Here is a 21,808-nt window from a genome sequence, read left to right on the forward strand (position 1 = left end):
ACGACCGTTTTCTGGTGACTTCCGGTCGTGTACTAGGCGCTTTTCTGCCTAGAGTTCCGGAATGAACCGATCCCACGTCTCATCGGCTGTCCGGGTATTTCAGACGATACCCCAAGCGCGGTAACGTCCCCTGCCCGTCATTTCACGCACGCCAAGTTCACCGATGAGATTTAGCGCCCCGCGTTGGGAAACCTTCAATTCCTTGGCAATCAGAGCTGTTGAGACCATGGGCCGTGACAAAATGAGATCGATCATGCCGGGAAGGCTTGATGTGGAGCGTCGATCCTTCAATTTTCGTTCCATTTGCATCCGAGCAAGACTCAGCCGCTCGACTTCCTTCAGATTTGACAAGCTCGATATCTGAACCGCTTCCAGAAAAGCAATCAGCCGTGTCGTATGATCGCGGGCACGGCGACGATCACGCGGAATGGAGCGCAATCCCGCGTTGAAGGCTGCGAGATGCGATCTCGTCTTCCCCCGTTCTCTGAGCATGGCGGACACGAGCATTGGACCCAGCCAGTGCTGGTGTTGCAACGGTTCGATATCCTCCCATGCGTCCCAGACTACTGCAGCCGCAAGTAGTGGTGGCAAATCACGGCTCCGGTCATGAACCGCCAGCCACCGCTCGATCCGCGCATCCTCATCCCAATCCGGGTCGTATACCAGCGGGTCACCATCCAGTGCGACCTCGGCCGGTGGAGGCCTGCTCCCTCCCCTCCCCCCGCCAACCTCCGCTGGTTGCGCAAGCAGCCGCGACGAGCGGACCAGCAACGCATCCAATTTCGCCAATTCGTCTTCGAAAGCGTTTTCGGCATCAGATTTGACCTCGGTCTCATCGTCCGTAACGGGTTCAACCGCTGGCATGGTTTCAGCAGATGGCACGGCAAACTCGCTGGTTGCCCGCCCGCGCAGACTAGCGAGACCTTTCGAACTGAACGACCAAGCCGGCGGGCTAGCAGCGATCTGGCGTCGCGTACGCAAAATGGCATGGGCCCTTGTCAGCTCATGCGTCGGAGTGCGGATGTCCATGCGTGCATCATGGAGAACCAAATCTTCGACATGAACAAGCTCCCCCGCCAGCCAGAGAGCATTACACGCCTCCATGAAATGCGAGCGTTCTATCCAGCCCTCATTTTCGCGCAAAAGTCCGTCGCGCGTCCGGCGTCCGTTCGTGTCGCCGAGATCATTCTTGCGACCGACCCTGTCGTCAAGCCGCGCCAACGCGTCTTCAGCAGCAATGACGGGTTGAAGCAGATCTTTGAGAGGTAACTCACCAGAATCATAAACCATTGAAACTATGGTAAACAATTGCTTAAACGGATGCTATAATGAATTTCGCTTCCGTTGGGCGAAGTGCAGGTACCGCCGGATAAACGGGATGAATCGTCTGGGAGGGCTGATTCGCATTATTAGCGTGTTTGGCGCCTCTAGCCAACCACGACCGTCGCTTTTCCAGAGACGCGACTGTAAAGATCGATGATGTCCTGATTAATCAGACGCACGCAGCCAGATGACATCGACTGCCCGATCGACCACCATTCTGGCGATCCGTGAATCCGATAGCCGGTATCGACGCCGTCCTTGAAAATGTAGAGAGCCCTGGCTCCCAGCGGGTTTTGCGGTCCAGGTTCCATGCCATTCTGGTATTTGGCCAATTCCGGCTTGCGCTGAATCATTTCGCGTGGCGGTGTCCAACGGGGCCATTCCTTCTTGTACTGGATATTGGCGCGCCCACTCCAAAGAAAGCCGTCTTTGCCGATACCGACGCCGTAGCGAATGGCATCGCCGCCGGCTTGGACCAAGTAAAGAAAGCGCTCCTGCAGGCGGACGACAATCGTACCCGGCTGCTCGCCTGTGGGATCGACAACTATCTGGCGCCGGAACTGGACTGGAACTTTTTGATACGGAACCGCTGGGAGCGAGTACGGGCCCTCCTGCACAGCGGCGTACATAACCTCCGGAACAGTTACCGATTTATCAATGCTGATTTGTGGCCGTATGCCACTGGTCGGCATCGCGTCTATATCCATGGACGGCAGTTCGAGGGTCGTTTGAGTGCAGCCGGTCATTCCAAGCACGGCCATAGACCCTGCACCCGCCAAAAGATGACGGCGGGAAATAGCGGGAAGCGGCTGTGTGGTCGTGGATGCCTGTTTATGCTGGGACAATTTCGTACTCGCTTACAAATATTGGCAATCGTTTAAACTGTATGGAAATGTGGTTTACAAACGATGAATCGAAAAAGAGCGCCTTAACCATCTCAAAGATGGAGTTGACAGCTGTCAACGCAGCTTAGCAGGGCTTCCCTCGCAGCAAGCCCACCCGCTTAGTTGACAGCTGTCAACGCAGCTTGCTCGGGGACAAACACTAAGGTCGAATTTTCAAATCCCCGACTCTGAAGTATTTAGTGATGCAATCCTGCGTTTTACGCCTACAATTTTTCTACGCCAGATTGTAACCTTCCCAGGTTTGGATCTCCTTCGCGCTCGATCAGGTATTTCACAATGGCAGATGATACGGCTTACAGTTTCAGGCACAGAGTTCTCAGCCTCGAAGAATCGAGCGCGCCCACAAACCGCGTGCAACATACGCTCAAGAATAGGACAGGCTCTTCACGCGACACCCAGCGGCAGTTGGTTCTGGCGGAAGAGTTTATCCAAAATAATATTTTCAATCCTGTCAGCATTTCAGACATCGCCAATGCCGCCGGCATCAATATCCGCGCCTTGCAGCGCCTGTTTCGCAAATACCGCGGTGCCACTCCAATTCAGGTCCTGCTGAATGGCCGCATTGCTGCAGCCCACGAAATCATCTGCAGCGGGAAAGCAACATCCGTGAGAGAGCTCGCGGCTAAGCTTCATTTCTCCAATCCGGGTCGCTTTTCCAAGCTTTATCGGAGAACCTATTCGGTTGTTCCATCTGAACAAATACGCGCCCAGCAAGGCAGGGCGAATTCGCGCGATTTGCCAGCGTAAGTCAAGCGTATCAGCGATAAGCCGCCGTTCGATCCAGAAAGTCATGGAAGTGCGCAATGACGCTGTCCCGATCGATGAAGATCACAGCGTAGGCGGGCGGCTCGTGCGTAACGGCAATTCTATCCGGTGAAAAATCCAGTGCCGACTGATGGTTGGTGCCGCGCAGGACGCTGACGGGAATACCCCGCCAACTCCCGGCGATCGGCCGGTGTGCATGGCCGGCAAAAATATGCCGGACATTGCCATGTACCTTCAGCAGCGCGTAGAGCGCATCTGCTTCGATGATGCCCATCCGGTCCAAAAGCGGCATGTAGATTGGAAAGGGCGGGTGATGTGAGAACAGAAATACCGGACGGTCCCTGGCCTCCAGAAGGCGCTGCTGGAGCCAGCGCAATCGCGTTTCATCCATACGACCTTCTGGCCGGCCAGGAACCAGCGTATCGAGCATGATCAACCTGCCTTCGCGAGTGTCTTTCACACTCTGAACAAAGCCGTCCTCCGCACGGACAGTATCAAACACGTTCAGAAAAGCATTGCGGTTATCATGGTTGCCGAGCATCAGACGGAAGGGCGGGAGCAGTTTTGTGAGCTCCTCCGCCAGAACCCGATATGTAATCTCCTCGCCCGTGTCACTCAGATCGCCGGTAAAGATCACGAGTTCGGCATCGCCGTGATTCTGGTTGATGTCGGTGATGCAAGCCTGCAGGCGCACCAATGGATCAAGTCCACACAGGGTTGCGCGCGGCTCCACCAGATGCAGATCAGTCACTTGGATGATTTTCATGCAGGAAGTTCCAAGGGTTTCTAGGATCTATACGACTCAGGAATACGCGCGCTGCCGCGCAGGATAAGACGAGTATTCAAGCGTTCATGAGCGGGCGGGCGGTCAGGTTCAGCCTCGCGGCGATCAAGAAGTGCCACTGCATGCGCAGCCATAGTGTTCGCATCCTGCCGAAACGTCGTAAGATTGTAGGCGTCCCATGACGCTTCCGGAATATCGTCGAATCCTACAATGGAAAGATCTTCCGGAATCGAAAGTTGCGTGTGTTTCCGCACATAATCAATCAAGCCGAATGCCATTAAATCATTCACACAGAACACGGCATCCGGGCGGTCGCTCTCAACGGCGAAGAGCTGCTGAGCGGCTTCCTGCCCGCCCGCGTAATCCGAATTCTTGCCGTTTCCGGTCAGAACAGTGGCATCATGAAGTTCGGCTTCCCGCCGGAAACCGTGTTCCCGTTCGATCGTCGTGGGAGTGGCTGGCAGAGCCCCGGCAAAGCCCAACTTCGTTGTACCATCGGCGAGAAAAAACCGTGCGGCCTCACGGCCGGCACCTTCATTATCAATATTGACGTCATCTGCTCCTGTTTCCGAGCGTCCGAGAACGATCAATGGCTGGCCATTGCGGCGGGCAAGATCGACGAACGACGAGGGAGGCGAACCAGAGAGGATAATCGTCGCTTCCGCGCGATAACCAAAAAGCATCTTTTGTGCCGCAACCAGTTCTTCTTCGGTGCGGCCGGTATTGATCACTATGGGAACACTGCCCCGGTGAATGAGCGCTTTGGTCAGCGCCGCAACCAAATGCGCGCGATAGCCCAGCTCGGGATTGGTGACGACCAACCCCACGAGCCGGCTCTTTCGAGCCAGAAGACCACGCGCTAGATCGTTGACCTGATAGCCAAGCGCTTCCGCGGCCTCCATGATCTTCTCGCGCTTTTTAGCCGATACACTTGCACCTGGTGTAAAAGCTCTCGACACCGCAGAGCGGGATACACCCGCGTGTTTCGCAACCTGCAGCGCACTGACGTACTGCTTGTCGTCATTGGAAGCGTGCTTGTTTTTAGATTTCATATTTTTCAATGTCCGACCTTGGAAAGAACATCTGCCCGCAAGAATCGCTCCACCACCAGCATAAAGCCAATCGAGGGTACGAGTAATAGCAGAGCGGTGATCGACGCAATCTGATAATTTCCACCTGAACCCGCAGTGTATAGCAATAGCGGCAGGGTATTCACGACAGGCGCGCCGACGAAATAGCTGCCGGTAAATTCGTCGAGCGATTCCAGGAAAACGAAAATGGCGCTGGCCATAAGACCGGGAGCGGCAAGGGGGAGCGTGACGTCGCGAAACGCGCGAAGCGGCCCTGCACCAATCGAACGCGCCGCTTCTTCGAGATCTATATCCACTGCCGAAAATGCCGCCGTGGCAATCCATACCGCATACACCAGACCATGCGTAACGTGCACCATGACGACGCCGGCAATGGTTCCGTTAAGGCCGATCTCGTAAAAAAACCGGGCAATGTTTACGTAGACCGGAAGGTTGGGGAAAGCCTGAGGGATAAGAAATGCAAGAAGGATCAAACCGCGAAACGGCAGTTTGAGCCGCGATAGAGCGTAGCCTGCAGGAATGGCCAAAGCCAGCGACACGATGACGGTGAGCGTCGCGACGATGATACTGGTCATCAACGATGCCATCGCATTTCCGCGCGGAGAGAATACCCTCTGCCAAAAAGTGAACCCGTATTCCAACGGCAACATATGCGGGAAATACCATTTCTCCGCCACCGTCCACAAAAGCAGATTGGTCAGTGGCCCAAAAATAATGAATGCGAGGAGCCCAAGAATGAAGGCTCGCGGCAGCCACCAGAGATCGATATGAGCCGTCATAAGCGGTCCTTCATTGTCTGACGCAGATATATCAGTGCCACACCGGCTGTCAAAAGCAAAGAAATCACGCCGAGCGCATTGGCGACGCCATAGTCACCATGGGCATTGATCCGAAAAGCGATATCGGCGGTCAGCATTGTTGGCGACTGAGCGTTGATCATCAGCGGGACGGACAGCACAGACATCATGGTGACGAAGGAAAGAATCAGACCCACGAGCAACGTGCCGGAGATCTGCGGCACGACAATCTCAATGAGAATACGCAGGCGCGAAGCGCCAAGATTGCGTGCGGCTTCAATGGTGCTGCGATCGAGGGATGCCATGGCCCCGGCAACAAGCAGCGTTACGAACGGCGTCTGTTTCCAGACAAAAGCAATCACAATACCGCGCCAGTCGAGAAATCCGGTCGTCTGCAACGGCGTCAATATTCCGAGACTCACAAGGATGTTGTTCATCAGCCCGTTCTTGGCAAGAAAGGTGCGTAAGACCTGGCCGACGACAATAAAGGGAATGAACATGGGCCAGCGATAAAGCCAGCGCAGGATAGCCACGGAACGCGGATTTTCACCGAGGGTAAGATATCCGCCAATCGCGATAGACAAAAGTCCGATGAGCACGGTCGAAATGGAGACGATGACGACTGTGAATATCATGTCCTTGGAATAGAGGTCGAACGATTTGCTGAAATTGCCAAGGCCGAAACTGTCGCCGACCTCAAATGCACCGAGGATAGACGCAAACAGCGGCAGGATGAAAAACAGCACGATCATGATCAGTGCCGGAAGAACAAGGAGAAGGGCGAGGAAGCGCGTCTGCATCAAAATGTTCCGGGGGAGGGGAGGGGGCCACCGACAAATGTCAATGGCCCATGAAACAGAACATATTAGTTGGCTACATTTTTTTCATAAGCCTCGAGGATCGCCGAGTTGTAAGGGGCGATGGGAAAAGGCTTGGCTTTGGTTGCGAGATCAGCAGGGGAAATATCAACGAAGAGCTTGTCCCAGCTGGCCTTGTCCAATTCGGGCTGCACGAACTTCGCATCAATACCGGGGTACCAGTTGAATCGCTTGACGATACCATCGGCCTGAACTTTCGGGCTCGTGGCGAGCGCAACGAACTTCTCTGCAAGTTCCGTGTTCGAGCTCTTGGACGGAATCACATAGTGCATCGGTTGGCCGGGCATACCCGGCGCAGGCAGGAACAACTTCATCTCCGGTGGCAATTTGCCATCTGCCTGCCACGAATAGAACATGTCGACCCAGACCGGCCCCATGGCGATTTCGCCGCGGCTGAGCATATCCAATGTGCCAGCATTGCCCGGGGTAAGGGTGGCGTTGGTCGTGAAATCCTTCAGACTGGCGAAGGCCTTGTCCCACTTTTTGGTCTCGGCTTCCTCGAACGGACCATTCATCAGCTTGTTCGCGTCTCCATCACCAAACGCATAGATCCAGCCCATGACGAAGCTCACACCGGAAGCGCCGCCTTTGATACCGTTATAGCCGAACTGCTTCGGATTCTGCATGGCCCAGGTAACAAGCTCCTCATAGCTCTTTGGCGGGTTGGGTATGAGCGCCGGGTTGTAGGCGATCGCCGTCTGGCTTGAAAACATCGGCATGACATAACCATCGACATTTGCGCCTAGCGCCATCTTTGCCTTTTCGCTGGTGACCATCTCGCCAGAAGGTATCTTCGAGCGATACGATTCGAGATAACCGTCCTTAACCAACGGCCCGGCGAATTTCTCATGCACAACGGCGACGTCAGCGTCCCATTTGTCGACATTGGCCTTTGCCTGTGCATCGAACCGCTCGACGATCTTCTGCGATCCGGCGTCCCCTGGGCCTGTGCCAACGACGCGAACCGTCGTCCCCGGATTTTCCTTCTCGAAGAGAGGGCCGAGATAGTCGTTGATGTAGTCGACCATGTTTTGGTCGCCAGCTGTCAAAACCGTAAGATCGCCAGCCGCAGCGGGGGTCCCCGCCAGTCCGAGGATGAGAGAGGCCTGCAGAAGTGTCTTCATTTGTTATCTCCCTTGAGAAAAGTGAACAGTGCAGTGTTGTTTTGGCGGCCAGGTTTCCGGCATCCAATTTGTTTACAGCGCGCGTGCCTCAGCCAGGCCTTCGACAACGTTGAAGATAAAAAGCGACTTGGCCGGAATGCATACCCGTACTGCCTCGCCCTGATTGAAGGGCGTATCAGCATCGACAAGGATCTCGTTCTCACCCAGCCTGATTGCGTGACGCCAATGGCCACCCGGATAGCTGACGCTTGTAACCTGGCCACGTAACTCCAGCGTGCCAGGTTGCAGGACCGTCTTATCCTCAGAACGGGCAAGACGTGCCGCCTCGGCACGGAAACGCAGTTCAATCGGGCCGGTTGCCAATGTCCGTCCGGCAAGTGCTGTGACGATCGAAGGGTTGAACGAACCTTCCATGAGTTCGACCTGCTCGCCTTGCACACGCGCCTGCATCGACAGAAGATTCTCAGCCCCCATGAATGCTGCCACGAAAGGGGAGGCGGGTTTGTTATAAACGTCTTCCGGCGACCCCTCCTGTTCAATACGACCCGTATTCATGATGATGATGCGGTCTGCCATCACCATCGCTTCCTCGCGATCATGGGTGACATGGATAGCCGTTATGCCGAGCCGCTTCTGCAGAGAACGAATTTCGTGGCGCACCGTCAGGCGAATGCGCGCATCGAGATTGGAAAGTGGCTCATCGAGGAGCAGGATTTCCGGATCGATTGCCAAGGCCCGACCGAGCGCAACGCGCTGCCGCTGTCCGCCCGAAAGCTGTCCAGGCTTCCGATCGCCAAGACCCGCAAGGCCGAGCAGATTCTGCATCTCGTTGACCCGCGCGTCGATGTTTTCTCGCGACTGCCTTTGCAACTTCAACCCGTAGCCGATGTTCTGGGCAACAGTCATGTGCGGCCACAGAGCATAGGACTGGAAAACAAGCGCCATGCCGCGTTTGTCCGGCGGCATTTGCGTAACGTCGCGATCCGCCACCCGGATGGAACCGGAAAATGGCTTGGTAAATCCTGCGATCGTGCGCAATAGCGTTGTCTTTCCGCAGCCGGACGAGCCCAGCAGAGCGACGAATTCGCCCTTGCGAATACCGAGGTCAAGTTTATCGAGAACGGTCGTTGTGCCATAGCCAACGCTCATCTTCTCGACCGAGAGAAATGGCCGCATACTTCAGTTCCACCCTATTGCGCAGCTGTGCAATTTTTCCTTGTACTGTCTGTTCATAACAGCCACGTGACAAGCGAAAAATATTGAAGCTGCAAATGCACAATTGCGCCAGCCTGATGACACCCGACAGGGAAAGTGCGACTTTCGTATATATGTCATAGAACCGTTATCCGGCTTGTATAAGGGTGGCCAATCCGTTTGTGCCCGCATAAAAGAGAAGCGGGCTTGTCTCGTTTGATAAAAGGGAATCATCGTGCGTCAACTTCTCGCCGCTGCAATTTTATTGGCCGCCGGGCTGCATCCAGCCTTCGCCGTTGATGGTAAACTCGTTCTCTATACAAGTCAGCCCAACACCGACGCACAACAAACGACAGACGCCTTTATGGCAAAGAACCCCGGCATCAAGGTCGAATGGGTTCGTGACGGGACGCCGAAGATCATGGCCAAGCTGCGCGCCGAGATCGAAGCGGGCAATCCTCAACCCGATGTTCTTTTGCTTTCCGATGTTGTGACAATGGAAGGGCTGAAGAAAGAGGGTCGCCTTCTCACGTTCAAGGATGCCGATACCAATGGCATCGACCCGGCGCTGATGGACAAGGACGGAACGTATTTCTCCACCAAACTTATCACTACAGGCATCGTCTACAACACCAAGGCACCATTCGTTCCCGCGAGCTGGAGCGACCTCACCAAGCCTGAGGCCAAGAATCTGGTCAGCATGCCGAGCCCGCTAACATCGGGTGCCGCAATGATCCATACTGTGACGTTGACGGAAAACCTGCCACAGGGCTGGGACTTCTATGCCGAGCTCGCCAAGAATGGTGCACAGGCCGCAGGCGGCAATGGCGATGTCCTCAAAGCTGTCAGCGGCGGCGACAAACTTTTCGGCATGATCGTCGATTACATGCCGATCCGCGAAAAGGCCAAGGGCGCGCCGGTCGAGTTCGTGTTCCCGAAGGAAGGCGTCTCGGCCGTAACCGAACCGGTCGCCATTCTCTCCACGGCGAAGAACCCCGAGGCTGCAAAGGCCTTTGTCAATTTCCTTTTGTCGGAAGAAGGCCAGAAGCTTGCGGTCGGCATGGGCTATATCCCTGCGCGTCCCGATGCCGGCCTTCCGGCAGGTTATCCGGATCGTTCCACCATCAAGGTCCTGGCGTTCGACGCAGCTGGCGCGTTGACAAACGACACGGCGAACAAGGAAAAATTCAGCGACGTTATGGGGCAGTAAAGCTCTTTGGCTGTTTCCCAATCTATCCGCCCTGGCGAACAACCCGCGTCACGCGACGCGGGTTTTCTCCCAATCCTGTGGCGAAAGCTTCGCTACGATACGCGGCTTTCGAAACTGGCCGTTCTGGTAGTCATTTTTCTGCTGAGCCTGGTCCCTGTGCTGCGCCTCATGTCGACGGCCATTGCTCCCGGCGGCGAAGTTGATCTGACCGCTTTCGCAAGCCGCCTTGCGAGCCCGGCGGTCATCCGTGCAACGTTCAATACCCTTGACACGTCCTTCTTCGGCGCGTTGCTGGCCCTTGTGATCGGTGCGCCCTTTGCCGTTGCCCTATCCATGACCGACTTGCCAGGGCGCCGGACGCTGGGTTTCCTCCTGCTGCTGCCGTTGATGATCGCGCCGCAGGTCATGGCGCTGTCCTGGCTGCACTTGTTCGGTCCATCGAGCACCTTGCTTGGAGCCTTCAATCTCTCGCCTCTCCCGGGCACTGCCAATCCTCTGCTCGGCCGCAATGGCATTATCCTGCTTTATGCCATTCAACACGCACCGATCATCTTTATCACGTTGCGAGCAGGGCTTATGCGTGTTCCGCGGGATCTGGTTGAAGCGGCGCGCTCATCGGGGTCTTCACCGCTCCGTGTCCTTCTCACCATTATCCTGCCGATGGTCCGGCCCTATATCGTCGCCGCAACGGCGCTTGCCTTCGTCTCTGGCGTCGGCAATTTCGGCATTCCTGCGCTGCTCGGCATGCCGGTCAACTATCTGACGCTGACAACGCTGATCTATCAGCGAATTTCCAGCTTCGGCCCAAGTGTATTGCCGCAAGTTGCGGCGCTCTCCGTGCTGATTGCCATCCTGGCGCTCCTCGGCGTCACGTTGCAAGCGCTGGCCATGCGCCGCGCTGGTCATCGTTTCACAGTTGGGACACCTGCGCGTTTCACCCTGGGAGGTTGGCGGTTGCCGCTCGCGCTGCTGGGCTGGGTCGCCATATTGTTCATGCTCATCCTTCCTGTTCTCGCCTTGGTAACGACTGCACTTATTCCGTCATTCGGTGTTCCGCTCAACTGGGCTACTTTGACCTTCTCCAACTTTGAGGAAGTGTTGTTTCGTCAGGCTTCGACCAATCGTGCCTTCCGCAATTCTACAATGCTGGCTGGCGGCACGGCATTGCTCCTCGCCTTCGGCGCCATTCCGTTGGCGATCGGTCTTGAACGCTTTTCGCGCCTGTCGCAACGAATACTGCACGGGATGATCGAACTGCCCTATGCGCTACCGGGCATCGTCCTCGCCATTGCCTGCATTCTTCTGTTTCTGCGACCGCTGCCATTCATCGGTAGCCTCTATGCAACGCCATGGATAATCCTCGCCGCTTATCTCATGCGCTTCTTCGCACTCGCGATGAAGCCGGTCACCGCGGCCGTTGGCCAGATGTCGCGAGATCTGGACGAGGCCGCGGCGGTTTCTGGTGCTTACCCCTTGCGCCGGATGATGACGATTATCGCGCCGCTGGCCGCGCCAGCCGCCGTCGCTGGCGCACTCCTGGTTTTCATGAGCGCTTTCAACGAGCTGACTGTCTCCGCATTGTTGTGGTCAAGCGGTAACGAAACCCTGGGCGTCGTGTTGTTCAGCCTGGAGGAAGCGGGGCTCGGCACGCAAGCTGCGGCAATCGCAGTCACGACCATTGTCGTCGTCGTGGTATTGCTTCTTGTCCTGGACCGGCTCGGCAGGAGGCTCCCGGCGGGTGTCCTGCCTTGGCGTTGACCAGAGCAATCCCAGGAAAAGTGGGAACCGGTTTTCCGTCCGGAATTGCGTAAAAAAGAGTTAGAGCAACTCCGTGATTCAAAGAAAAACGGAGTTGCTCTAGGGAATGATCCAGGCGTCGCTAATGCCGAGATGTACCTTGCTTTCAAGAGCGAGGGGATGTGGGCTATCGAGTGTTAGCCACTCACCATTGGCAAGTTCAAGCCACGTTTCGTGCACCGGTCCACGATAGGTGCTTTGCTGAACGACTGCCGCGAGACCTCGATCGGAAAGGGTGACGGCCTCAGGACGCAGCAGGACCTGCACACTATCCGTATCGTTGGCCTGCCCACGCGCAGTGACCTGTGTGCCGCCGATATCGACGATGGTTGATTGGCCGTTCCTGCGCACGACCGTGCCGGAGACAACCGTCCCGCGACCGATAAACCCTGCCACCTTTCGGTCAGATGGCGAATGATAGACTTGCGAAGGGGAGGCGACCTGCAAAATATTTCCCGAACTCATGACCGCGACACGGTCGGATAGCGCGAGTGCTTCCGATTGATCATGCGTCACGTAGACAATCGTTGCGCGCGTGCGCCGGTGTATATCGCGAAATGCTTCGACCATCGAAGCCCGCAAATGCATGTCGAGATTGGCGAGTGGCTCATCGAAGAGAATAATCTTCGCATCCGCAACAAGGCAGCGGGCGAGGGCAACCCGCTGACGCTGACCACCGGAAAGCTCCTCGATCCCACGCTTGGCGTAACCATCGAGGCCCACACAGTCGAGGACGGCAGCGACGCGGCTCGCAACCTCGCCCTTGCCCACCTTTCGCGTCTTCAAGGGATAGGCGACATTTGCAGCCACATCCATGTGCGGCCAGAGTGCATAAGACTGGAAGACGACACCGACACCCCGTTCTTCCGGCTTTTTCTGGCTCTTCGCATCGGCGATCAACTCGTCACCAAACGACAGCTGCCCGCCATCCGGTGCTTCGAATCCAGCGATCAGGCGCAGTAAGGTGGTCTTGCCGCAACCGGATGGGCCGAGCAATGAAGTGAACGATCCGGCGGGGAAATCGATCGAGATATCGTTGAGCGCGGTGACGTCGCCGAAGCATTTTGTCAGGTTCTGGATGCGGATTTCGGTCATGCGCAGGTTTTACAATTCTTTCTCCAATTTGACACCGGCTATGCTGCGTTTGCGTAACATTTGTGTGACGAGCAGTTGATGTCGGGCGTGCGCCTTACAAAAAACCCAGATAGCGCCTGTGATTAGCGCCGGAAGCACTGCCACGAAGGTTCAAATCATTACGAAACTATAATTTGAAATGGCCTTCGGAGTCGTTAGTGCTTGCGCATTAGGGGAAGGCGGGCTCCCACGGCGTACCGCCACGAAAGAGATAATTTGTCATGAAGCGTTTAGGCCTTCTGATCGCCACAGCACTCATTGCCGGTATTGGCTATTTTGTCGTCTACCCCGAACTATACCCAAGTTCATCTTCACCGGCGCAAAGCACATCATCTGTCGATGCATCATCTGGGGGCGGCAAGGCTCGTAAAGGGGGAGGAACGGCCTCCGTCGTGGTTGCATCTGCCAAATCGGAAGATGTGCCCGTTACGAAGACGGTCGTCGCCACGATGGAGCCGATCGACACGGTCGCCGTCAAACCTCAGATCGATGGTGTCGTGATCGAAAGCAAAGTCACCGACGGTCAAATGGTCAAGACCGGAGACGTACTGTTTCAACTCGACGACCGGGCAATTCGCGCCACGATCGATAAGGATCAAGCATTGCTTGCAAAGGACCAGGCGAGCCTGGTTGCTGCAAACCTTGATCTATCGAGTGCTCAAGATTTGCAAAAACGCAACGTTGATACCAATCAGCAGGTCTATCAGTTCGAAGCCGCCGTGAAGGTGCTGGAAGCAACGATCAATATGGATAAGGCTCAGATTGCAGCTGATCAGGTCCAACTGTCTTATATGACGATTACGGCGCCAATCGACGGGCGCGTGGGCGTCGTCAATACGTCTGTCGGCAACCTTGTTAGGACCGATGATGCCAACGACCTTGTTACCATAACCAAAATGGCGCCGCTGCGTGTCGCCTTCATCATCGCTGAGCGTGATTTGCCTGCCCTGAGAGCAGCGGTGGCGGATCATCCGACTCCTGTCCATGTCAAACTCCCGGGCAGCAACGATGTGGTTGCTACGGGCACTCTGAATTTCATCGATTCGAGTGTCGATACTTCTTCCGGCACGGTTGTACTGAAGGCGGACATCACCAATACGGACGGTGCGCTTTGGCCCGGACAATATGTTACGGCTGTAGTGGAACTCACGGTTCACAAGAATGCAACGACCGTACCGCTCGTTGCCATCCAACAAGGAAATGACGGCTCGTTCGTCTTCCTCGTCCATTCCAACAAAACCGTTGCAAAGCAGAACATCACCCTCACCGACACGGTGGGCGACACCGCGGTTGTCGCTTCCGGTGTAGCGCCTGGTGACCAGGTGGTTGTCGATGGCCAGCTTCACTTGCAAGACGGGTCACCTGTCCAGACAACCACGCAAGCGGCAGACATAGCATCGTCGATCGACAGTCCGGATGCCGGAGCCTTAGAGGCCGTTAAATGAACATTTCATCGGTCTTCATTCGCCGGCCAATTGCAACCATCCTGCTTTCCATCGCGCTCGCCGCATCGGGACTCTTCGCCTACAGATTCATTCCCGTCGCTGCGCTGCCTGAAGTCGATTTCCCGATCATAACGGTTTCCGCTCAGCTTCCTGGCGCAGCACCGGATACGATGGCGAGTGCCGTTGCGACACCGTTGATCAAACAGTTCTCAACTATCCAGGCCATTTCGACAATCAGTTCGACGAGCACCGAGGGTGCAACGCATATTACGCTCGAATTCGATTTGAACCGTGATATCGATCAGGCCGCCGCCGACGTTCAGGCCGCAATCGCCAGCACGCTGCGCCGTCTGCCGGCCAATATGACCGACCCGCCGAATTACAGGAAAAGCAATCCTGCCGATGCACCGGTCGTTCTCGTGGCGCTGCAAAGCGACACGATGCAATTGTCGAAGCTCGACGACTACGCCGAAAACGTGATGTCTCCCGCATTTTCGACGATCAATGGTGTTGGAGAAGTCCAGGTCTTCGGCACCAAACAATATGCGGTGCGCGTCGAGGTCGATCCGGAGGCGGTGACCGCACGCGGCATAGGTCTCGACGAACTGACGGCTGCTGTCGCCAGCAAGAATTCGATCGCCCCCGTTGGAACGATCTCCAGTCCCACGCAGCAGATGGCGATTGAAGCCGATACGCAGGCGCAAAATGCCGATACGTTCCGCCAGATCATCGTCAAATCAGCAAACGGCAAGCTGGTTCGCCTGGGCGACGTGGCTCGTGTTATCGATTCCGTGGCAACGACGCAGACCGAAAGCAGGTATGACGGTAAGCCGTCACTGGTTCTGGGCGTTTTTCGCCAACCGGGCGCCAACACCGTCGACGTCGTGGATCGCGTCAAGGCGATCCTCCCGCAGTTCCAGCAGGATCTTGGGCCTTCGGCGACCATCCACATCTTGAATGACCGCTCGGCCTCCATCCGGCAAGCGGTATCAGACGTGCAATTTACACTGCTCTTGACGATCGGACTGGTCATCCTGGTGATCTTCATCTTCCTGCGCCGTGTGAGCGCAACGATGATCCCGATCGTGGCTGTCCCGCTTTCGTTGATCGCCACACTTGGCGCGATGTATGTGCTCGGGTTTTCGATCGACAACATCTCTCTGCTCGGCTTGACCTTGTCTGTTGGACTGGTCGTCGATGATGCAATCGTCATGCTGGAAAACATAGCGCGTCATATAGAAGATGGCATGGCTCCGCTCGAGGCGGCACTCAAAGGTAGCGAGGAGATCGGCTTTACCATCATCTCGATTACCACGTCGCTTGTTGCGGTGTTCATCCCGATCCTGCTGATGGGCGGCGTCGTCGGGCGTATCTTCAACGAATTCGCCGTCGTTGTGACAGTGGCTATCGTTGCCTCGGCGCTGATATCCCTCACGCTGACGCCGATGCTCTGCAGCCATTTGCCACCCGAAAAACATACCGATGGCGAAAAGAAGAAGCCGCTCACCGAGCGTATTTTCGACGCGGTGCAGTCGGGTTACGGCCGTGTCCTTGATCTTTGCCTGCGCGCACGCCCCGTCATCCTCGGCGTGTTCCTGTTGACTGTCGTCGCGACCGGCTATCTCTTCACGACGATTAACAAGGGCTTCCTGCCGACCGAGGATATCGGGCAATTGTCGATCTCAACCGAGGCCCGGCAGGACATCTCGTTCGATGCCATGGTGGTGCTGCAGAAAAAGGTGGCGGATGCGATTTCGAGCAAGCCATATGTTGCGCACGTCGTGTCCACGGTTGGTGGTGGCTTCAACTCCGCAAGTCTCAATCAAGGGCGAATGTTCGTTGAGCTGAAACCAAAATCGGAACGACTGGCGCTTGAACCACTTCTGCGTGACCTGCGCCAAACCTTGTCGAAGATTCCCGGGATCACCAGCTACCCTGTCGCCGTGCAGAATCTGCGCATCGGCGGCGTCTCCTCCAATGCGCAGTACCAATACAACCTTCAAAGTGTCACTTCGACGGACCTTTATCCATGGTCGCAGAAAATCCTACTGGCGATGCAGCAGGAACGCCAGACCTTTGTCGATGTATCGAGCAATCTGCAGAATAATGCGCTTCAGGCGAATTTGGTGATTGATCAGGACAAGGCGCAAATGCTCGGCATCAATGCCGATCAGCTCCGCAACACGTTCTATTACGCCTTCGGTACCAATCAGGCGTCGACCATATTCTCGACCGCCGACAGCTATGAAGTCATTCTTGAGCTCGATCCGGACATTCCCTGGACAACCGACAAGCTTGATCAGATGCAGATCCGCTCGCCAACGACCGGCAAATTGATACCGCTCTCGGCCTTCGCCCATGTTGAGCGCAAGACCGGGCTACTGGCAGTCAGCCAGCTCGGACAGTTGCCTGCTGTCACGATCTCCTTCAATCTGCCACAGGGTGTCTCACTCGGTCAGGCGGTACAGGAACTCGATGCGCTTAAAACGCAGATGGGTGTTCCTGAGACAATCACATCAAGCTTTACCGGCACTGCTCAGGTATTCCAGCAATCCCTTGCCAATCAGGGTTTGCTGGTCGGCGCGGCGATCCTGACGATCTATATCGTGCTCGGCATCCTCTACGAAAGCTTTGTCCATCCGCTTACCATCCTGACCGGACTGCCGGCGGCCGCGGCAGGCGCACTCGCGACGCTGGAGTTGTTCGGTTACGATCTCAGCGTCATTGCGATTATCGGCATCCTGATGCTGATCGGCATCGTCAAGAAGAACGCAATCATGATGGTCGACTTTGCGCTTGTTCGACAGCGAGCGGGTGAAACATCGTTCGATGCCATTCGCGAAGCCTGTCTCGTGCGTTTCAGGCCTATCATGATGACAACCCTCGCTGCTCTCATGGGTACGATCCCCATCGCCATTGGGGCAGGAGCAAGCTCGGAGCTTCGTCAACCGCTCGGTGTGGCGGTCGTCGGTGGTCTCGTGGTTTCCCAGATCCTCACGCTGTTCATCACCCCGGTTATTTTCCTCTATATGGAGGATTTATCTCGGGCCTTGAGCAAGATCGGCCGCCGGTTGCGCGGCACACACGCGCCGGCGCCGGCTGAATAGTCAGGCAAGAGTGGAGCACACCGCCGCGAAATGAATACTGGCAGCGACCAGCACGAACGCGTGCCATATCGCGTTGTGAAAGGGCAGCCTCTCCAGAATGTGGAAAATAACACCGAGCGAATAGACCACGCCACCGGCGAGAATGAGCCAAACGATCGTGGCAGAGAGCGCGTCGGAAAATTCCTGATAGGCCGCGGCGCCGCTCCAGCCGAGCGCAAGATACAACGCGATCGACAGCCTGTCGAAGCGGTCTGGCTTCAGGAATTTTAGAAGCACGCCAACAATGGCAATGGCCCATACACCTGCCAGCAGCCACCATGTTCCACTCTTGGCCATGAAGGGCGTATAGGTTCCGGCAATCAGGAGATAGATCGCCGAATGATCGAAACGCCGCAGAAACCGCTTAATCGGCGAGATCGGCCAGATATTGTACGCGGCCGACAGCGACATCGATAAAACCAGCGTAACAAGATAGACCGTCGTTGCCACACAAGGACCCACTGCCGTTCGATCAAACATGAACAACAGCAGCGCGATGGAGCCCCCCATTGCCAGAATAACGCCAATGACATGAACAGCGCCATCGGCCCGCAGCTCAGCCAGCGTGTAGTCCCGATAGATTACGGCAGGCGCCGTTGAAGTGTCCGCTTTCGGCATTGGATTTCCGATTTCGCCTTAGCATTGACGTTTGGGGGCAGCTTGTCCAGCGCCTGCCGCTATTTTCGATCGATCTCGGCGCGCCCATAGGCGAGCAACATAACGAGAATAACCACGCCATAGATGATCTGCCGGCCAGCTTCCGGCATCTGCATAACCGCGAGGATTGATTGCAGCAGGGTGATCAGGATAACGCCAGCAATCGTACCGAGGTAGTTGCCGCGGCCGCCGAGAATATTGGTCCCGCCGAGGACAACGGCCGCAATGGCCGGCAATAAATACGGATCACCCATGGCCTGATAGGCCTTGGTTGAATAACCCGCCAGTAGCACACCGGCAAAGGCGGCGGCCGCCCCCGACAGAACAAAACACCAGATGATCACCGCATTGGTATTCACACCGGAGAGGTAAGCTGCAGCCTCGCGATTGCCCACCGCATAGACGCGCCGGCCGAATGCCGTACGAGTCAAAAGGAAGATGGTGAGCGCGCCAACGACGACCCATATCAGCAGGGCATTCGGAATACCGAAGATCGGCCGACCGACAGCCAGGAAATGCATCGCATCGGTGGCATGGTCCTGCGGTGCAAAACCGCCCGTATGCAACACCATCAACCCTTGCACCACGGCGTTCATGCCAAGCGTGAAAATCATCGAAGGCAGCCGCAAATAGGCCACCCCAAGGCCATTCAGCAATCCGATCATCGCGCCGCAAAATACCCCGACCGGAATGGCGAGAAGATTGCCGGTCTCGCCGAACCAGCCCGCAATAGCCGTCGCCATCATCGCGCCGAGCGTCACCGTCCACGGGATCGAAAGGTCGATGTGACCGATCAGGATGACCATCATTGCGCCCGAGGCGATGATACCGAGAAAGGCGCTGATTTGCAGTTGCTGCAGCAGATATTCCGGTGAGAGGAATTCACGGGAATAAAGCGCTCCGCCAAGCAGCATGAGGATGATGCAGGAGAACGCGATGACAAGCGAACGGTCGAACGCAAACCGCAGGGCAGGAATGGTGGCGACCGGAAGTTTCGACTCGCTCATGCGAAAAGCTCCAGGCGGTTGCGAATACGCAGGACGCGCAATGCGCCGAGACTTACCGCCGCAAGCAGAACGACCCCTTGGAACAGCGGCTGCCACAACGGATCCAGATCAAACACGAACAGGAGATCTTCGATGGTGCGAAGCACGAACGCGCCGAAGATCGATCCGATCGCCGAGCCCCAACCGCCAAACAGCGACGTCCCGCCAATCACCACCGCAGCGATGGAATTGAGCGTATAGGTTCCGGCGATCGGCGACGATGCCTCGCCTGAATAGGTGTTGAAGGTGAGCATCAGTCCGCCGATGGCGGCAAGGAAACCGGCAAGCGTGTAGGCAAGGAGCTTCGCCCGCTGCACCGGAACGCCGGACATATAGGCGGCCTGCTCGTTCGATCCTACGGCATAGGCTGCACGGCCAAGCACGGAGTTCCGGTAAGGTACCCAGACGATCAGCACGATCGCAAGGAGCACAATGAGTGCTGTCGGTATGATGCCGAAGAGCTGGCCGGTTGCAAAGTCGGCGATATCCGACTGCACGTCACCTCCGGGGCCCGGACGGACATAGAGCGCGATGCCGTAATATACGGCACCGGTCGCAAGCGTCGTGATGATCGGTTGCAGCCGGCCCCAGACAATGATCGCCCCGTTGATGAAACCGGCCAGCGCACCCGCACCAAGCACAATGGCAATACCGAGGAACCCTTCGCCGATCGTGCCGACCACGAGGACCGACGCCAGACAATTGGCAAGGATGAAGACCATTCCTACCGAAAGGTCGAGGCCGCGTGTCAGCACCGGCAAGGTCTGCGCCATAGCGACCAGCGCAAGCAGAACCGCCTTGTTGGACGCCGTGGTCGCCACGGCCGCCGTCAGCCCGACGGGATGATTGCTGACATAGATAACGAACATCACGATGAAGAGACCGATAGCTGCGAGCAACCCGCCATTGTGATGGATGCGATGGCGAAGATCGTTCATGCCGCCTGTTCCTTGTCATCGACATTCAATGCCGTCTCGATGATTGTGCGCTCGTTGAGGTGCTCGCCTTCCAGTTCCCGCGCGATGCCGCCGTTATACATGACAAGAACGCGGTCGCAGCAGCCGATCAGCTCTGCATAGTCTGTAGAATAGAAGAGTACCGCCACTCCTTTGTCCGCAAGGTCCCGAAGCAGCTGATACACCTCTTGTTTGGTGCCTACATCGATACCGCGTGTGGGGTCATTGAGAAGGATGATGCCGGGATCGGTCATCAACCATTTAGCCAGCACGACCTTTTGCTGGTTGCCACCCGACAGTGTGGAGACTGCGGCGGCAAGATCGGAAATCTTGATTTTCAGGCTGTCGATTATCCTTTCGACAGCCGAATGTTCTTTACCGCCATCCAATCTCAATCCCTTCTGGAACCGGGACAACGAAGCCAGACTGATATTGTCGCGAATATTCATCGGCAGCATCAGACCCTCCGTCTTTCGATCCTCGGGAATGAGCGCCATTGGCAAGGAAGCCCGCATTGCCGAACGCGGTCCCGAAAGACGGTGCGGTTTGCCCATTATTTCGACCGTACCTGAAACAACCTTGAGCACACCGAAAAGCGCCAACAGCAGGGAACGCTGTCCCTGACCGTCCAATCCTCCCAGTCCGACGATTTCGCCCTTGCGAATATCAAGTGAGATGTCGCGCAACTGGGCACCCCATGAAAGGTTTTTGGCCGACAATGCTACCGGTTCTGCCGGCTTCGGCGCTGGCTTGTCAGGATAGTGATGTGTCAGTTCGCGCCCAATCATCATCTGGACGATGGCGCTGACCGAGCGCTCACCCTTCCGGAACGTTTCGATCCTCCTTCCATTGCGGAAAACGGTTGCAACATCGGCAAGAGCCTCGATCTCATGCATCCGGTGCGAAACGTAGAGAATACCCACGCCCTCGGATCGAAGCTTGCGAATGATCGCGTAGACACGTTCGACATCAGCGGCTGTCAATGCTGACGTCGCCTCGTCCAAAATGAGCAGCTTCGGCTTTTTGCCGAGCGCCTTGGCGATTTCCACCATCTGACGCCGTGACAGCGGCAGGTCGCGCACGAGTTCGAGCGGATGCACATCCTCACAGCCGATCGACGCAAGGAGTTCCCGCGCACGTTGACGCTGTCCAGCACTATCGATCAATCCTCCGCGAAGGGGAGGGGAGACGATCGAGAGATTATCCGCAACCGTCAGGTCAGGCAGTAACGAGAGCTCCTGGAACACGCAGACCACGCCTGCGGCCATCGCCTCCGTTGGATTGCGAAAATTGACGCGCCGGCCGTCGACGAAGACCTCGCCGTCGCTCGGGTCGGTCACACCGGCGGCAATCTTGATCAGCGTTGATTTGCCGGCGCCGTTCTCGCCAAGAACCGCGTGAATCTCGCCTGGGTAGGCGACGAAATCCACCTCGTTCAGCGCGGCGATACCGCCATAGCGCTTCGAGACATGTTTCATTTCCAGAATTGGTGCAGCGTCCGACACGAAACCTCCTCAGAAAGAGAACCGGGGCGCACATCTTGCGCCCCGGCATTG

General features: G+C 56.5%; 18 protein-coding genes. 5 read left to right on the forward strand and 13 right to left on the reverse strand.

Annotation, left to right across the window (positions count from 1 at the left end):
• Positions 1-99: 99 nt before the first annotated feature.
• Positions 100-1,290: an RHE_PE00001 family protein gene (locus tag PHA01_RS23920; protein ID WP_271898805.1), complete on the reverse strand. Its 1,191-nt coding sequence runs from the start codon at positions 1,288-1,290 to the stop codon at positions 100-102.
• Positions 1,291-1,427: 137 nt separating this feature from the next.
• Positions 1,428-2,084, reverse strand: coding sequence for a L,D-transpeptidase (locus tag PHA01_RS23925; protein ID WP_271898866.1), 657 nt, complete (start codon positions 2,082-2,084; stop codon positions 1,428-1,430).
• 420 nt (positions 2,085-2,504) lie between these two features.
• Between PHA01_RS23925 and PHA01_RS23930 the strand changes: the two genes are divergently transcribed.
• On the forward strand, positions 2,505-2,975 hold the full coding sequence (locus PHA01_RS23930) for a helix-turn-helix transcriptional regulator (protein WP_271898806.1): 471 nt from the start codon (positions 2,505-2,507) through the stop codon (positions 2,973-2,975).
• A 10-nt stretch (positions 2,976-2,985) separates the two neighbouring features.
• Here the strand turns inward: PHA01_RS23930 and PHA01_RS23935 are convergent, their stop codons facing one another.
• The 6 genes from PHA01_RS23935 to PHA01_RS23960 form a co-directional block, all read right to left on the reverse strand.
• Positions 2,986-3,759 (reverse strand): phosphodiesterase, encoded by a 774-nt coding sequence (locus PHA01_RS23935; protein ID WP_271898807.1) that lies wholly within the window; start codon positions 3,757-3,759, stop codon positions 2,986-2,988.
• Positions 3,760-3,779: 20 nt separating this feature from the next.
• On the reverse strand, positions 3,780-4,829 hold the full coding sequence (locus tag PHA01_RS23940; RefSeq protein WP_271898808.1) for a LacI family DNA-binding transcriptional regulator: 1,050 nt from the start codon (positions 4,827-4,829) through the stop codon (positions 3,780-3,782).
• Between the two features lie 5 nt (positions 4,830-4,834).
• Positions 4,835-5,647, reverse strand: a complete 813-nt coding sequence (locus PHA01_RS23945) for an ABC transporter permease (protein ID WP_271898809.1) — start codon at positions 5,645-5,647, stop codon at positions 4,835-4,837.
• On the reverse strand, positions 5,644-6,465 hold the full coding sequence (locus PHA01_RS23950; RefSeq protein WP_271898810.1) for an ABC transporter permease: 822 nt from the start codon (positions 6,463-6,465) through the stop codon (positions 5,644-5,646). The genes PHA01_RS23945 and PHA01_RS23950 overlap by 4 nt, the downstream gene beginning before the upstream one ends.
• Positions 6,466-6,530: 65 nt before the next feature.
• Positions 6,531-7,667 (reverse strand): ABC transporter substrate-binding protein, encoded by a 1,137-nt coding sequence (locus PHA01_RS23955; protein WP_271898811.1) that lies wholly within the window; start codon positions 7,665-7,667, stop codon positions 6,531-6,533.
• A gap of 72 nt (positions 7,668-7,739) precedes the next feature.
• Positions 7,740-8,843, reverse strand: coding sequence for an ABC transporter ATP-binding protein (locus tag PHA01_RS23960; RefSeq protein ID WP_271898812.1), 1,104 nt, complete (start codon positions 8,841-8,843; stop codon positions 7,740-7,742).
• 253 nt (positions 8,844-9,096) lie between these two features.
• Between PHA01_RS23960 and PHA01_RS23965 the strand changes: the two genes are divergently transcribed.
• Together PHA01_RS23965 and PHA01_RS23970 are read left to right on the forward strand one after the other, a co-directional pair.
• Entirely contained in the window at positions 9,097-10,071 is a 975-nt protein-coding gene (locus tag PHA01_RS23965; RefSeq protein ID WP_224506585.1) for an ABC transporter substrate-binding protein, read from the forward strand.
• A 6-nt stretch (positions 10,072-10,077) separates the two neighbouring features.
• Positions 10,078-11,829, forward strand: coding sequence for an ABC transporter permease (locus PHA01_RS23970; RefSeq protein ID WP_417021026.1), 1,752 nt, complete (start codon positions 10,078-10,080; stop codon positions 11,827-11,829).
• A 99-nt stretch (positions 11,830-11,928) separates the two neighbouring features.
• Here the strand turns inward: PHA01_RS23970 and PHA01_RS23975 are convergent, their stop codons facing one another.
• The gene (locus PHA01_RS23975) at positions 11,929-12,963 is read right to left on the reverse strand and encodes an ABC transporter ATP-binding protein (protein WP_271898813.1); all 1,035 of its coding nucleotides are present in this window, start codon (positions 12,961-12,963) and stop codon (positions 11,929-11,931) included.
• Between the two features lie 260 nt (positions 12,964-13,223).
• On the opposite strand from PHA01_RS23975, the gene PHA01_RS23980 reads away from it, so the two are divergent.
• Both PHA01_RS23980 and PHA01_RS23985 read left to right on the forward strand, forming a co-directional pair.
• Positions 13,224-14,447, forward strand: coding sequence for an efflux RND transporter periplasmic adaptor subunit (locus PHA01_RS23980; RefSeq protein WP_271898814.1), 1,224 nt, complete (start codon positions 13,224-13,226; stop codon positions 14,445-14,447).
• On the forward strand, positions 14,444-17,554 hold the full coding sequence (locus PHA01_RS23985; RefSeq protein ID WP_271898815.1) for an efflux RND transporter permease subunit: 3,111 nt from the start codon (positions 14,444-14,446) through the stop codon (positions 17,552-17,554). Before PHA01_RS23980 ends, PHA01_RS23985 begins: the two co-directional genes overlap by 4 nt.
• On the opposite strand, the gene trhA is transcribed toward PHA01_RS23985, so the two are convergent.
• The 4 genes from trhA to PHA01_RS24005 are packed head-to-tail and all read right to left on the reverse strand — an operon-like array spanning position 17,555 to position 21,757.
• Positions 17,555-18,211, reverse strand: coding sequence for a PAQR family membrane homeostasis protein TrhA (gene trhA, locus PHA01_RS23990; protein WP_271898816.1), 657 nt, complete (start codon positions 18,209-18,211; stop codon positions 17,555-17,557). It abuts the gene before it with no gap.
• A 59-nt stretch (positions 18,212-18,270) separates the two neighbouring features.
• Positions 18,271-19,257 carry an ABC transporter permease gene (locus PHA01_RS23995; protein WP_271898817.1) on the reverse strand — a complete coding sequence of 329 codons (987 nt, stop codon included), beginning with the start codon at positions 19,255-19,257 and terminating at the stop codon, positions 18,271-18,273.
• Positions 19,254-20,234 (reverse strand): ABC transporter permease, encoded by a 981-nt coding sequence (locus tag PHA01_RS24000; RefSeq protein WP_271898818.1) that lies wholly within the window; start codon positions 20,232-20,234, stop codon positions 19,254-19,256. The genes PHA01_RS23995 and PHA01_RS24000 overlap by 4 nt, the downstream gene beginning before the upstream one ends.
• A complete protein-coding gene (locus PHA01_RS24005) occupies positions 20,231-21,757 on the reverse strand; it encodes a sugar ABC transporter ATP-binding protein (RefSeq protein ID WP_417021027.1) in 1,527 nt (508 codons plus the stop codon). The genes PHA01_RS24000 and PHA01_RS24005 overlap by 4 nt, the downstream gene beginning before the upstream one ends.
• Between the last annotated feature and the right edge of the window lie 51 nt (positions 21,758-21,808).

It is taken from the genome of Candidatus Phyllobacterium onerii, from assembly GCF_028331445.1.
GTDB lineage: Bacteria > Pseudomonadota > Alphaproteobacteria > Rhizobiales > Rhizobiaceae > Phyllobacterium > Phyllobacterium onerii.